Origin of the sequence: uncultured Kordia sp. (assembly GCF_947496985.1) — a bacterium.
Classification (GTDB): domain Bacteria; phylum Bacteroidota; class Bacteroidia; order Flavobacteriales; family Flavobacteriaceae; genus Kordia.
Genome location: NZ_CANMEZ010000002.1, coordinates 750,963 through 765,802, shown reverse-complemented (window position 1 = coordinate 765,802; position 14,840 = coordinate 750,963). Strand labels below are relative to the sequence as shown.

General features: G+C 31.0%; 12 protein-coding genes and 1 pseudogene. 2 read left to right on the top strand and 11 right to left on the bottom strand.

Annotated elements, in window-relative coordinates; all coding sequences use genetic code 11:
- The 4 genes and pseudogenes from Q0828_RS08380 to Q0828_RS08365 form a co-directional block, all read right to left on the bottom strand.
- A pseudogene (locus Q0828_RS08380) lies at positions 1–194 on the bottom strand (hypothetical protein); the annotation flags it as partial.
- Between the two features lie 196 nt (positions 195–390).
- The gene (locus Q0828_RS08375) at positions 391–873 is read right to left on the bottom strand and encodes a hypothetical protein (RefSeq protein WP_298419518.1); all 483 of its coding nucleotides are present in this window, start codon (positions 871–873) and stop codon (positions 391–393) included.
- A gap of 10 nt (positions 874–883) precedes the next feature.
- Positions 884–2,527, bottom strand: coding sequence for a hypothetical protein (locus Q0828_RS08370; RefSeq protein WP_298419516.1), 1,644 nt, complete (start codon positions 2,525–2,527; stop codon positions 884–886).
- Positions 2,528–2,615: 88 nt separating this feature from the next.
- A complete protein-coding gene (locus Q0828_RS08365; RefSeq protein WP_298419514.1) occupies positions 2,616–3,752 on the bottom strand; it encodes an AraC family transcriptional regulator in 1,137 nt (378 codons plus the stop codon).
- 170 nt (positions 3,753–3,922) lie between these two features.
- Between Q0828_RS08365 and Q0828_RS08360 the strand changes: the two genes are divergently transcribed.
- Entirely contained in the window at positions 3,923–5,587 is a 1,665-nt protein-coding gene (locus Q0828_RS08360) for a S8 family serine peptidase (protein WP_298419513.1), read from the top strand.
- Positions 5,588–5,661: 74 nt separating this feature from the next.
- On the opposite strand, the gene Q0828_RS08355 is transcribed toward Q0828_RS08360, so the two are convergent.
- The 3 genes from Q0828_RS08355 to Q0828_RS08345 are packed head-to-tail and all read right to left on the bottom strand — an operon-like array spanning position 5,662 to position 9,130.
- Positions 5,662–6,990, bottom strand: a complete 1,329-nt coding sequence (locus tag Q0828_RS08355) for a hypothetical protein (RefSeq protein WP_298419511.1) — start codon at positions 6,988–6,990, stop codon at positions 5,662–5,664.
- A gap of 26 nt (positions 6,991–7,016) precedes the next feature.
- Positions 7,017–7,733, bottom strand: coding sequence for a response regulator transcription factor (locus Q0828_RS08350; RefSeq protein ID WP_298419509.1), 717 nt, complete (start codon positions 7,731–7,733; stop codon positions 7,017–7,019).
- The gene (locus Q0828_RS08345) at positions 7,733–9,130 is read right to left on the bottom strand and encodes a HAMP domain-containing sensor histidine kinase (protein WP_298419507.1); all 1,398 of its coding nucleotides are present in this window, start codon (positions 9,128–9,130) and stop codon (positions 7,733–7,735) included. Before Q0828_RS08345 ends, Q0828_RS08350 begins: the two co-directional genes overlap by 1 nt.
- A 351-nt stretch (positions 9,131–9,481) precedes the next feature.
- On the opposite strand from Q0828_RS08345, the gene Q0828_RS08340 reads away from it, so the two are divergent.
- Positions 9,482–11,899 (top strand): DUF5916 domain-containing protein, encoded by a 2,418-nt coding sequence (locus Q0828_RS08340; RefSeq protein WP_298419505.1) that lies wholly within the window; start codon positions 9,482–9,484, stop codon positions 11,897–11,899.
- 48 nt (positions 11,900–11,947) lie between these two features.
- Here the strand turns inward: Q0828_RS08340 and Q0828_RS08335 are convergent, their stop codons facing one another.
- The 4 genes from Q0828_RS08335 to Q0828_RS08320 form a co-directional block, all read right to left on the bottom strand.
- The gene (locus tag Q0828_RS08335) at positions 11,948–12,301 is read right to left on the bottom strand and encodes a hypothetical protein (protein ID WP_298419503.1); all 354 of its coding nucleotides are present in this window, start codon (positions 12,299–12,301) and stop codon (positions 11,948–11,950) included.
- A gap of 202 nt (positions 12,302–12,503) precedes the next feature.
- Entirely contained in the window at positions 12,504–12,674 is a 171-nt protein-coding gene (locus Q0828_RS08330) for a hypothetical protein (protein WP_298419501.1), read from the bottom strand.
- Positions 12,675–12,830: 156 nt separating this feature from the next.
- A complete protein-coding gene (locus Q0828_RS08325) occupies positions 12,831–13,739 on the bottom strand; it encodes a DUF3078 domain-containing protein (RefSeq protein WP_298419499.1) in 909 nt (302 codons plus the stop codon).
- 113 nt (positions 13,740–13,852) lie between these two features.
- Positions 13,853–14,776 (bottom strand): DUF3078 domain-containing protein, encoded by a 924-nt coding sequence (locus Q0828_RS08320; RefSeq protein ID WP_298419498.1) that lies wholly within the window; start codon positions 14,774–14,776, stop codon positions 13,853–13,855.
- Between the last annotated feature and the right edge of the window lie 64 nt (positions 14,777–14,840).

Below are 14,840 nucleotides of genomic sequence, written 5' to 3'. Positions count from 1 at the left end.
TGTTCCATATAGTTTTTTGCTTTGTCTACAATGAGTTTGTTTTGGTTGCCAATGCTTCCGTATTGTCTTCGTTGTTCGGGGGTAATGTTTACTGTTTTTCCTGTAAGTATTTGTTGAATGCCATCAAGGTGTGCATCGAGAGCTGTGAGTTCTTCTTGAGTAAACTCAATACTGATTAAATTTTCTAATGCCATGCTGTTTTGTGTTAAGGAATTATACTTTATTCGAAGTAATTCTTTTTCTGTATAACATATTGTTATATCATTTTTTTGAAAATTTTAACCACAGAAAGTCACCTATAATGCTTGAATAGAGCTATAGTTATTTTATGAACTAAATATTATTATTAAAAATTAAGTACTATATATAATTTTATAAGTACGAGGATTTTTATTTTTCAAAGAAAAAGTATGGGATAACTTTGCCTTTAGAAGATTGATAAATGTCTGGGCAAAACGAATAAATTTTCTGGTTTTCAAGAATAAAGAATAATATATAATTTTCATTAATTATTAATCTGTATATCTTTCCATTTCCTTGATAGTCAATGTCGTAATAGCCTTTATATTTTTCCTTAGTGAGTTTTTCTTCTTCAATTATTTCATATTTATTGTCATTATCTGATAATGTTTTTTTAACCTTATCTATAATAGCTTTTGTGAACTTTTCATGAATTTCATTTTCTTTTTTTGATAAAGAGTTATATTTTTCTACATACTCATCTGTCATGTACTTATTCAAATACTCTATTTTGTAATTTTCAACAAGAAAAATATTATTCATAAAATCATTCATTACTTCGTAATCTTTATGCTTGTCTTTTGAACATGAAATAATAAAAATAAATAAAAGGATTGTGATATGTTTTTTCATAATTTAAGTATTAACAATTTCCATTATTTTGAGGAGCGTTTCTTGTAATTGGATTTACTTCAGTCTCTATAATATTACTTTCTCTAATATCTTCGCCTAAATCGGCAGGATTATTTCCTTCTCCACCTGGCCATGAACTCTCAGTACTTGGTAAAGTTATTCCTCCTATATTAGCCATTCGAATTGCAAAAGTTGCACAGTTATTAGTATTTAAATTATAATTATTGGTATTAGTCGTGATTTCTGTTAATATATTTGTTAATTCAGAGCTAGATATATCTTTAGTAATGGAAATGTCAGAATTATAATTTTCATCATTTCCATAAATAAAAGGAGCACTAGGGTCTAAAGGTGTAGTATTTTCAGTAGGGTATAAACCTAGAATCCTAGTAATATTTCCTTGAGTTATCCCTATATATGCATGACCTACATCTCCTCCCCAAGTCCAAGTCTCTTCTCTATCTCCTGGCACAGGTTGATCAGAAAAAATTGTTAATTCAGCTGGAGCAGAAGTGTCAAAACAATTTAAATATTCAATTATATCCTGAATTGGGTTAGTTGGTGCTTTAAAAAACACCATATTTTGCACGAAATACTTTTCAAAAGTTAAATTTTCGTCTAAAATTAGAAGTATTAATGCATCATGGATAATATTCTGCGTTGTTTCGTTACAACCTTCACTTTGTAAATAATTATTAATTTCTAAAGCAACAGCATTGTTTTCTCTTAAATTTAACCAATTACTCTCTTGTAATGATAAATTTATACAATTATTAATTTCTTGTTGTGGAGTTAAAAGAGGAGTTGTTACAATTTCGTTTTCGTCATTATTGTTATTAGAATTTGTTGGTGTTGTACTGCCTCCATTAGTCGTATTGTTTATAGGATCATTTGAAGGAGTACTATTAGTATTTGTTCCACTGGTAGTTGAAGTACTTGAACTTCCATTGCTAGAACCAGGAGGACACCATATATTTAGTACACTATATACTTCACATTCTGTTTCTCCTGTATCAGGATCTATTTCATGTTGACATTGACTGGTTGCCGTATATTGATATGTAGCTCCTTGCACTCCATTAACAGTTGGAATTATGTGAAAAGTATTTATACTTATAGTACAAGGTTGTGTACTGCTTTCGGTTAGTAAGCTTGAAAAATTACCCGTTACAGGTGTTACTGTTGTTTCATTGTAGGTACTTACATGTCCCGTACTCAAAAGTTCTTGAAATTGTGTAGTTGAATAATGATACTTTATTAGTATCGTGCTTATCTCTTTTGTAGTTGTATTTATGGAGAGTACTAAGTTTTCAACCTCGCCAGCTATAGCACCTTCACGATTAATAGCAAAGGTATATGAATAACCGCTACCGTCTGTTTTTTCTACGTATTTAGCAATATTGGTATCTATAGAGAAATCGTTGCTGTCACTTTCAAAATTTGCATTGTTTCGGTGTATGTTTAACCCTCTCAGTTTTTCACTAATCATACGATTGCTTTCAATTTCGTTGGTATATACTAAACGGGAGGAAAAAGGCACTTGTTTTGCGGTATTTATTATTTCTTCAAATTCACCTAGACTAGTTTCTTTTTCACAGTTAATGAAGCATAATAAAACTAAAACTAGTAACAATATATTTTTAATTGATTTCATAAATTACTATTTGTGTTTGTACATTGCAATAATACATGTAGATACATTTAAAGGTGTGTCAAAATCTCAAATCTGGAGAAAATGACACTTATTTTTGTGAATTTAAATATTCTTGAGGGGAACATTTCTCTATTTTTTTAAATGCTCTATAAAAACTAGATCTTGAATTAAAACCAGCTTCCAAACCTATTGCTGTAGTAGTATAGTTTTCAAAATCAGAATTATTAAATATTTCTTTTGCTCTTTCTATTCGTAACGTATTTACATATGTCGAGAAATTATTACCACTATATTTTTTAATTTTTTCAGATATAGAACTTAAGCTAACTCCTAATAGCTTACTAACTTCATCTAGTGATAAATTAGGATTTGTGAATTGTTTATTGACTAACAAAACAAATTCTTCATACACACTATCGGTTTTTATTTTTAGATCACTTATCACAATATTTTTTTGTGCTTCCCGAGAAGCCCTTATTTTCTTTCGTTCTTTGATCAACTGTAATTTGTTAATACCAACGTATCCTAAATAATAAATAATAATTGACATACCTAACCATAAAAAGTAAAATAATGAAAGATTTTGTTCATTAGAATAAATGGTAATTACAATTGCTATAATCCAAAAAAAACAAGTAATCAACCCAATAGTAATAAGACGTTTTAGCCAGTGAGTTTGTGAAACTATTTGATGTGCATCGTATTCTTTATTTTTTATTTCATATTTTCTTAACAGGCTGAAAATTAAATATATAATGGAAACGCTGAATATTATAGATAGAAAATCCAAGTATATAAAAATTCCTCGATTAAAGTGGGAAGGGAAATTATAATTATTATTTATCAGAAACTTATAAAACAATAAAACAATGACTAAAGCACTTACGCATATAAATGGAGCAAAAAGAAAGATTTTCATTCTTTTGCTTAAAGTTTCCTTTTTTTGCAAATATTTATAGACAAATAGATAAAAAGCTGGCATTATTAACCAATGCCAAGGGATATAAATATATTTTAAAAAATTATACTTTTCTACACTTTTTATATCAATTAACCAATATTGTAGATTACTTAATGATAATAAAAGCATACATGTAGCTAAATAAGAGCTAGCTTTTGTTGTAAATTTTTTATTAAATAAAACAATAAACCCAAAGATAAATCCTTGAATTATTCCTGCAAAAATTAATAAATTAAAAATATTAAGGTTTAAATCTTTAAACATTTGAAGAAAAACAAATTTTAATTAAAAGTAGAAATAAAGTTTCAATTTATAATATAAAATAATTTATATTACCTTCCTCTATCCAAATCAGTTAAAATAGTAAATGCCTGTAATGTTTTATTGATGGCAGAAGAAGTTTCTAAGAAGAAGAAAAGACGTAAATAAGTTAGATGTTACAAACTATAAAATTCCTTGTTTTACTTTTATTATATAGTTACTCAGCTATTTCACAAAATCAGTTTCAATTTGTACCTGTTAAGAATGCAGTTTCTAAACAAAAATTAACTAATAAAGAATGGGCTGAATGGCAACATAAAGATATTATTGATGATTCTATTCCTGGGATAAGTTTAGATAAGGCATATCAATTTTTAAAAACTAAAAAACATAGTTCAATAATTGTTGCTGTAATTGATTCAGAAATTGATATTAATCATGACGACTTAAAAAATCAGATTTGGATTAACAAAGATGAAATTCCTAATAATGGAATTGATGATGATAACAATGGTTATATAGACGATATTCATGGTTGGAACTATGTAGGAACAAACAAAGGAGATAATGTACCCTATACGAGTTATGAATATGTAAGAATTCTAAGAAAATATAAACCATTATTTGATAAATATAATTCTATATCAGACGTTCCAAAGAAAGACATTGAGAATTTTAAGTTATATCAAAAAGCGTATCTAGCTTATAATTTTGAAGTTGAAAAAAGAAAATCAGAAATAGCTAGATTTAAACGAATCGAAAGACGATTCCTTAAAGGTAAAAGTATTGCTAAAAAGTATTTTCCAAAAGAGAATTACGCATCTTCAACTTTGGACTCCTTGAAACTTACAATTTCAGATGTAGACGAAAAAGAATCAATCTCAAAATTAGTATATTATATCAAATATAACATTGATGAAAAGTGGGTTGATAGTCGTGTTAATTTTGAAAAATTTAAAATAAATACACTACTTAATTTTGATTACAACGATCGTTTATTAACAAACGACGATATACATAATCTAAATGATTTCCCCTACGGAAACAATAATGTACAAGGAATATACGGCATAAATCATGCAACACAAATCGCATCTCTTATTGCAGCAACACGAAACAATAATATCGGTATAAATGGCATCAATGATAATGTACAACTAATGCCGTTGAGTATTGCAGTTGTAGGTAATGAATTTGATAAAGATATTACTCTAGCAATTCGGTATGCGGTAGATAACGGTGCAAAAGTGATTAATATGAGTTTAGGAAAAACATTCTCTATGTATCCTGAATGGGTTAATGAAGCTATTAAATATGCGGAAGATCATGACGTATTAATAGTGACGTCATCTGGAAACAATGGCTTGAATATAGACAAGAACAATGATTTTCCTACAGACAATATTAACGGTATTGAATCTGTTAGAAACTTTATCAAAGTTGGAAATACGTCTCAAAACATAGATTCTACTCTAGTATTTAGTAACTCAAATTATGGAAAGAAAAATGTGGATATTTTTGCGCCAGGAACCAGAATTACCTCTTTAAGCAGATCAGGAAAAGTTAAAGATACAGGTACATCTTTGTCATGTGCTGTAGTAAGTGGTATCGCAAGTTTACTGTTTTCGTATTACCCTAATCTATCAGCCTCCGAAGTAAAACAAATCATTATGGAATCAGGAGTTTCATATGATATTGATGTGCTAAAACCATATGCTAGAGGAGAAAAACAAGATCCCAACAAAGTACCTTTCAGTTCTTTATCTAAATCAGGGAAAATAGTAAACGCCTATAATGCGTTGTTGTTAGCAGAAGAGGTTTCTAAGAAGAAAAAATGAAAGTAATAAGAAAACCCCTTTGTCAGTAATCGCTGATAAAGGGGTTTGTGTTTGTATATAAAATTATTATCATATCAATCTTCTTCAATCCAAGTACCAATAATTCCATTTTTCCCTAAACTATACCCTAGTCGGTAGCTTCCTGCTTTTTTCATTTCAATATATTTTCCTGGAGCTGGAATAATACCATTTTCTGCAAGAATAGCGTTGTATGTAGCTACTTTATCTGCAGACAAGTCTGTTCCGTTTTGAACTACAGAATTTCCATTAATAAATATTTTTACAGCTTCATCCGTTGATGAAATAAATCCTTTTGAATGTATATCTGTAAAGAATTTTTTAATTTTCGCATTCAAGCCAATAACAACAATATGATTTCCTTGTTTGTAAAATGAAAAATCTGAACTTGGTTGAATCCCTGCGTCCATCAACATTTTCCTGTACGATTCATTTTGACGTTCAGATAACTGTTCTCCATTTACATACAATCGGTCTCTTTCGGAAGTAAAAGTAATATCATCCGCAGAAGAAACTAGTTTGTCAGCTTTTAGTTTTTCTATCAGTCTATCCTGAATTGCCGGCCAAATCCAATTGTTATAACTTTTAGAGTTTCCAGAATATAAGGTTTTGGAATCATTAAGTAAGTTTTTAATAGATCGGCTAACACCGCCTTTATGACGCGCTCTTTCTTCAAAGCGTTTTGCTTCTCTATCCAAACGTTTTGCTTCCATTTCTATACGTTTTGCATCACGTTCTACTCGTTTTGCTTCCATTTCTACACGTTGCGCCAAGCGTTTTTCTTCGCGTGCCATACGTTGTATTTCGCGTTCTGCTTCTTTCTTTACACGTTGTTTTTCACGTTGTATACGTTTAGCATCACGTTTTACTTGGAGCTCCAAACGTTCTGCTTCGCGTTGCATACGATCTGCTTCACTTCGCATGCGATCTGCTTCACGCTGCATACGTACTCTTTCATCATTGGCATTGGTGCCAGATACAATCATTTTAATATCTTTTCCCATTTCAGAAAACTTGTCCGCTAACTCTGGAGAAGCAACTGTTAAATCTAAGGAAATACGAAGACTTTTTTCAGTCAGTTTAATGTAATATACCTTCTCATCATTACTCCATTTAGAATATCCTTTGCCAATATCCATGTTTTTTCCACCAAGTTCATTTTGAATAAGTGCTTTCAATTTTTCATACCTGTTTTTTGGAAAACGCGCTCGTAATTTATAGTCTTCATCCGTGTAACTAATAGAAATAGAGGTGCTTTCAGTTTGTGTAGAGCTTTTGCTTACACTACTTGTTGATGGTGGCGTTGGCGGTGTTGGTGCTTCTTGTGCATTACTAAATGCGCAGGCAAATACGATGTATATAACTGTTATAAAATAAGTTTTCATTTGTTCGTTTTTTTAATGATGTAAAATTAATTTGTGATGATTTTAAATGTCAATCCTACACCGCGTGTACTTTCAATAGCGATATTTGAATCTTGTTTAAAATATTTCCGAAGTCTGCTAATGAATACATCCATGCTTCTTCCGGAAAAGAAATCATCATTTCCCCAAACATTTTCAAGAACGTCTTCTCGTTTTATCATTTGGTTTTTATGGTCATAGAAATACTGAATAAGTTGCGCTTCTTTTTCAGTAATTCGTTGGGTTTCTCCATTGAATTTTAATTGATAGTTTACTGTGTCAAAAACATAATTTCCGATTGAATATTCTTGTTCGTTTTTTGATGAAATGTTTGTCTTTTGTGTTCGTTTCAATATGTTTTGTAGACGTAAAACTAAAATGTCTGCTTCAAATGGTTTGACGATATAATCGTCAGCTCCGAGTTTTAATCCTCGTATTTTATCTTCTTTCATCTTCTTAGCTGTTAAAAAGATGAATGGAATTTCTGGGTTGAATTGAATCACTTTTTCAGCTAATGAAAAACCATCCAATTTTGGCATCATTACATCAAATACACAAATATCAAAAGCATTGCTTTCCTGATGTTCTGCCGCCGTAAAAAATGCCAAAGCTTCTTTGCCGTCTTTAGCCCAAACCACTTCAAAATTGTGAATTGCCAAGTATTGCTTTAAAATACTTCCGAAATCGTAATCGTCTTCTGCGAGTAAAACTTTGGTTTTTTGCATTAGTTAATTGGTATTATAATGGTAAATGTTGTTCCTTTTGTAAGTTCACTCTGTACCGTAATTTTTCCTTGGTGTGCATGTACTATTTGATGTGTATAATACAAACCTAAGCCTAATCCTTTTACATTGTGAACATTGCCATGACTGACTCTGTAAAATTTGTCAAAAATTTGTGTTTGATCTTTCTCAGAAATTCCCGTACCGTTATCACTGATTTTAATGATGTACTTATTGTTTTTTAAACGTGTTGTTAAATGAATTTCTGTTTCGTCGTTTCCATACTTTACAGCATTCTCTAAAATATTGATCAAAGCCGTTGTAAAGTGAAATGTATCTATACGTAAAATGACATCTTCTTTGTATACATCGTTGATGAGTTTTAATGATTTTTGCTGTGTAGATAGTTTGAAATCATCTACCAAATCTTTAAAATACGTCGTATCTACTACGGCATCTTTAGATAATACAATGTCTTCCGAACTCAAACTATTCGTCAACACTTGATCAATTAATTTTTGTAAACGCGTATTCTGTCTATCCACAATATTTAAGGTGTTTTCAAAAGCTTCAGGTGTATTTTGAATTTCTTTATTTTTCAAACTTTTAGAAGCGACACTTAAAGTTGCCAATGGCGTTTTGAGTTCGTGTGTAATATTATTGATAAAATCTGTTTTAATTTCTGTTATTTTTTTCTGATTGATTAAGTTTTTAATGGAATAATACAGCAATCCAACCACAAATAAGAAGAGTAATACCGAGAAAATTAGCAAGGTTGCCATTCTGCGAAATACAATACTTTTCCAGTCTGTAATTACAATAACGTCTTTGGTTTTGATTTCTAAATCAATACTACTATTTACAAAAATACTATCGTTTAATTTTTCTACATATTCAAACTCTGTAAACGTACGTGCGCTTTTTATGGTTTGCGATTCTTCATCTTGAAAAGCTTCTCCTAATATGGCTAGATCTCTATTTTTAGAAAATGGAAAAATAGAATCAATTTTTTTACCATCAAAAGTAACAATGCTCGTTATTTGACGTTTGTAACGAATTTTATATCCTAAGTTTATACTGTCCAATTCTGTATTATAACGCTTCATGTATTGTGGATTGACGCTATCGCCTTGAGCTTTTAATTTTCGAATTACTTCCGCTTTTGTAATACGTTTGTTTTTATAATCGCTTAAGTTTCCTTTAAGTTCTTCGCCAATGATATCTGTTAACGAATCTAACTCAGGATGATTGTCAATGTCAGAAATAGCTTCGTCCGTTTCCTGAATGAATAATTTTTTTTCCAATTGATACGCGTTCTCTATTAAATATCCTTGAATACCAGATAAAGCAGCCAACGTGGCAATAGACGCAATAATTAATATGGTGATTTTGTTTTTCATTCGGTTGGTAATGGTTTTCTCGATAATCGAGATTTAAATGATCTCTACTTATTGTTGTGAATCTCTTGACATAGATCTCGTGAATTTGTTTTGAGATCGTTGATAGTTTGTTTTATCAGATTCAACAAGCCAAAAGTAGCAATAACGCTCATGTTAGCCATAAAAAAGCAGATCGTTAACCGATCATTAACCTTAAAAAAGCCTGTGCTTACTGTGTTTATAGGTGTTTCAGACTAATGTTAATGAATATCACATTTCCCTGTTAACATACATTAACCGCTCATTAACTCGTACTTAACCTGTTTATCCGCGTGACTTCTTCACATTTGCAGCATTCAAAAATCAATCATCATGAAACCATTTATCAATCAAAAACGAATAGTAGCTATTTTTTTATTTCTTCTTATTGGTTTAAAAAGTTACGCACAAAAAACGATTCAAGCCCATAAAATAACGACTGAAATTTCCATTGATGGTGTTGCCGACGAAGCCGATTGGAAACAGTATGCGGAAACAGGAAATTTTATTCAAGTACAACCTGATAACGGAAAAGCGTCTGTTCGAAATACAGAAATTGCAGTGTTGTATGACGATAGTTATTTATACGTTTTGGGAATTATGCATGTAGAAAAGAAAGAAGAAATCAATAGTCAATTATCAGCACGAGACGATACAGGAAATGCAGATGTTTTTGCCATTCAAATTGATCCGTTTGGCGAAACACGTGAAGGATATGACTTTACAGTAACGGCCGCAAATGTTCAATCGGATATAAAACTGAGTCAAAATAATAGTTACGCCAATTTCAATGTAGTTTGGGAAAGTGCCGTAAAATTATACGATGACAAATGGATTGCCGAATTGAAAATCCCGTTTAATAGTATTCGTTTTCCAAAAGAGAAGATGGATAATTTTACGATTAATTTTCAACGAATTGCTTCAAAACTGAATGAAGAATCGTATTGGAGTCCTATAAAACCTGAAATTGATGGGTATTTAAATCAATTTGGTAAATTGGAAGGATTGCCAAAAATTACACCGCCGTTAAACTTGTCATTTTATCCGTTTGTATCAGTTGTCAATGAAAAAAGTCCTGACGGAACGAGCAAAACAACCTTAAATGGAGGTTTGGATGTAAAATATGTGCATGACAATTCATACACATTAGATGTTTCGTTGATTCCAGATTTTAGCCAAGCATTGTCTGATAATCAAATTTTTAATTTATCACCTTTTGAAGTTCGGTTTAATGAAAATAGACAATTTTTTATAGAAGGGACAGAGATTTTTGACAAAGGAGGTTACTTGTATACACGTAGAATTGGCGGTGTGCCGATTAATAAAAACCGTATTTCTTTGGGAGAAGATGAAGAAATTATAGAAAACCCGATTGCTTCTAATATTTTAAACTTGGTAAAAATTACGGGGAAATCGTCTAAAGGGTTTTCTGTTGGTGTATTGAATGGAATTACCGCAAAAAGTGAAGCAACTATTAAAAACACAACGACCAACGAATTCCGAAAAGAGCAGACGAATCCGTTTACGAATTACAATGCTTTGGTGTTGGATCAAACCTTGAGAAACAACTCGTCAGTAACGTTTCTTAATAATTCTGTTTGGCGAAGTGGAAACGATTATGATCGTAATTTATCAGCACTTTTATTTCGTGGATATACCAAAGAACGTACGTATTCTTTATATGTAAAGAAAGCAGTTTCACAGAAATACTTTTCGGATCGAAAAAATGAATTTGGACATCAATATTATGCGTATGCATCAAAAGTAAGTGGAAATTGGACAGGAGGTATTTCAGCAAATTTGTACGATGAAAAGTTTGATAATAATGACTTTGGGTTTTTAACCAGAAACAATCAATTTAGTGTACGAGCGAATCTGAATTATAGAAATAACAATCCTAAAAAATGGTTCAATCAGTATACTATTGGAATTGATCATTCACAACGTTATTATTATAGTTTATTTGAAAAGGAATTTGCTTATTATAAAATACAGGGCGATGCTACTTTTAAGAATAATAGTGTGGTTTTTGGTTCTTTTGCATATATAGAAAAGCGGCAAGATTTTTTTGAACCACGAACAAAAGACAGAAATTTTAATAAACCTGCACAGTTGGAATATTTTGCAGAATATCAAACCAATCGAAATAAAAACCTATCATTTGCAGGATATGGAGTGTATGTGAGGACCTTGAATTCTGATATATTTTCAGATGAATTTATTGCAGGATATGGTTTGCGAGCACAATTGGGCCAGCATATTTCTTTATACCTTAGTCAAGATTTTACTAATATTCCAAGCAATGCCGGGTTTGTAACGCGTGAAAATGATAATCTTATTTTTGGAAAACGAAGCGTTAAAGAACTGACCAATACCTTTGAAGCAAGTTATGCTGTATATTCAAAATTGAGTATGAACTTGCGCGTACGTCATTACTGGATTCAAGTTGACTATAATGATCAATTCACGTTGAACAATCAAGGAAATTTAGATCGAAACAATTATACAATCAACGCGGATGATTTTGATGATAATTTTAATTCATTTACCATTGATTATACAGCACGTTGGCAATTTGCGCCCGCAAGTGAGCTCAGTTTTAACTATAAATTAGGCGCTAATTTATTTAACAATCAAATCAATTCGAGTTACGGAACCAATTTGAAAAACACTTTACAACAAGATAATAGCAATAGTATTTCTTTAAAAATGACCTACTTTTTAGATTTTAATCAAATCCGAAAATTGTAAATTAGATAGCCTGTTTCGGTTTCTCGTCAGATAGTTAAGGCTACTATTTTATTTTTCATGAAACAATGATGGTTTTCTAATATATGCAGCAAATATTGTTGCTGTCACAATCAATATAGCTATTTCATAAGGTTTTCCTTTATACATGTGAATACATACGATAAATGTCATATATATTGCTAAAAAAGAAGTTCCAATGAGCATTGTTTTCTTATATAGAAATAACGCAATTGCAATTAATAAAAATATGCCTGTCATTATTAGTACAGCGCTATTAGCGATAATTTTTCCTGTTTGATTTGGATGCAATATTTTGCCTAACGCATTTGGGATAAAAAATAATAGTATGATTACTGAAGGAAGCCAAGTTAAAAACGTGGGAAGGATTTTTTTTGTTCTCATGATTTTCGATTCATAAAGTTTCTCAAATCTATGGTTTGACAATGTATTCTTAAGCTAAAAATTAGGAAGCGTTTATTCTAAATTATCAGATGTTGGTTTATAGAAAGTATTCGTGTTTACTGAATGTAATAAAAAGAGGACTGTAATTAGAATTTTTAAAAGAAATGTATAAAAAAAGCGAACTTCAGTTCGCTTTTAAATGTTATAAACAAATACACCAACTGGCATTGTTTCGTGTAGGTGCTGGACATTGACAAAGTCCGTTAAAAAATGTAAGCGTTACTCTGTCAAAACCTCCGTTTACTTTGTCTATTTGTAAGTTGGAAACAGATTTTTTGTTAAGCTTTAATGACTTTAAATTTCTTTTTTTCATGATATATAATTTTGGTTTACTGAAACTACAAAAATTAATAATCAAACACTTACGGGAAAGCCATACTTGTAATATGTAGTTGAATGAAACTCACACAAGAACGTTTCTGTTTTCACTCTTGTTTTTTTCATGTATACGATTTAATTTTTTTGAGTTTTAGAAAGCATAATTTACACCTAAACCTAGGACTTCACGTGTTTGCAATCCATTAAAAGCATTGTCATCATAAATAGTTTGAAAATTTACCGTTGTAGAAAAATATTCGTTGATTGTCATGACAATATTTACATTATAGTCGATGTCTACATTTTCAGGTTTTTCTAAATAGTTTGCATATACATTTAAGATGTTTTCCATGACAATATTATCAAGTAATGTCAATTTATAGTACCCTGAAGCATACATGCCAAGTTCATAACGTAAACTTTCACCTTCAGGTACACCGAAATACTCTTCGTTTGGTAATGTAAGATCACTATCAACAATAGTTACTTTAGAAGTTCCGGGCGCAATATTGAATTTGCAATCATCACTTTTTTTCCATAAAACTCCTGGGCCAAAAGAAGCATATGCAGGAGAAAAAGAATTGGTGTTTTCCATGCGAATTTCTTTCCCGTTTTCGTCAGTGTCGTAACGATAACCTTTGGTGATTTGTGTGCGAAGGTTAAAAAAACCTGAGTAAAACCAGTTATTTTTTCCTTTTTTACCAATAACAGAGTTGACTTCAAAACGGTCGTCAGTCTTCTTTACGAATTCACTATTTTTTGTTTGAGTTAAGCCATATGCCACAATAATTCGATTATCCCAATCCCAATTTTCTCGATGATAATTTATGTTGTAATTGAGTCCTAATGTTCCAGAAATACTATTTTCTCCACCAGCAGCCCAGTTTGAGAAAGCAGCCTGATTAAAGAGGAATGATACTTTTCCTTTTGAGTTCCAACCCATTGAAATGGTATCTGTTTGAGTTTTTACAGCAGCTTTTATTGCTTCTGTTTCATGTGTTTCCTGTGCAAAGAGGAATGTACTTAGAAATAATACGAAGATGGTTAGTGTATTTTTCATATGAGTTAGTTCTTAATTAAAAAAAATGAATTGCATCAAGAATTGTACCAATATAAACAAAAAACGCTTCCAATAGGAAGCGCTTTTCTATATTTTAAAAAAAAGACAGTTTGTTATAAGTTGTAGCTTAAACCAATTGTCCAGAATGATTGTAATTTATTATCTACATTGTCAAATGTAGTTGTTGTATTTCCTTGTGCAAGGTTGAAGTTTACCGCTTCTTGTTTGTTTTGTCTTAAACCAAAATCAAAACCTACACCAATCATTTTCCATAAAGTATAGCTAAATGAGTTTGTCCATGTCCAGTTTGAGTAATCACTACTCTTGTAGCTTTGGAACATAGATAAGTTTGTTTTGAAGTTTACAGCTCCAATACTTCTTGTATAATCTGCAACAATTTTTGCACCTAAAGAAGATTCAAATACCGTATCATTATCACTAAATACGAAGTTGTAGTTTAATGGGTGAATTACCACGATTAAGTTCTTAATTGGCGTCCAAGTTGCACCAACACCAACATCTAAATATCCAGGATCATTAAAGTTGCTCAATAATGTAGTTCTGTATTCTACTAATCCAGAAATTGCGAATTTTTCACTTAATTTACGCCCATATAATGAACTGATGTTGAAAACGTCTGTAGCTTCTCTAAATTTACTACTGTCAGTTGGATCGTCTTTATCGTCTAACTTTACCCAAGCTAAGTTTACATTAGCACTGTTGTTCCAGAAAAATTTCTCTTGATTTAAGTTAGCATATGCATTTACTGTAAATCCAATATTTCCCGAAGAGTTGTTTGGTGTTCCTTGTGCATACCAGTTGTTGAATTCTGAAAGACTTCCACCAATTGTACCAAATGCGCCAATTTTCCATCCAGGAAGTGCGTCAATTTGTGCTTGTAAAGCGTTTGCCTCAGCTTGTAAAGCATCTGCTGCTGCTTGTTTTTCTGCTTTTTGAGCTTTTAATTCTTCTTCCGTTTGTGCATTCATAGAAAAAATACCTACGAATAATGCGAGTGCAAATACGATTTTTTTCATGTTTATTTATTTTAGGTTTTTGCGACGGCAAATATAATAGTTGCTCGTTATAACACAAAAATAT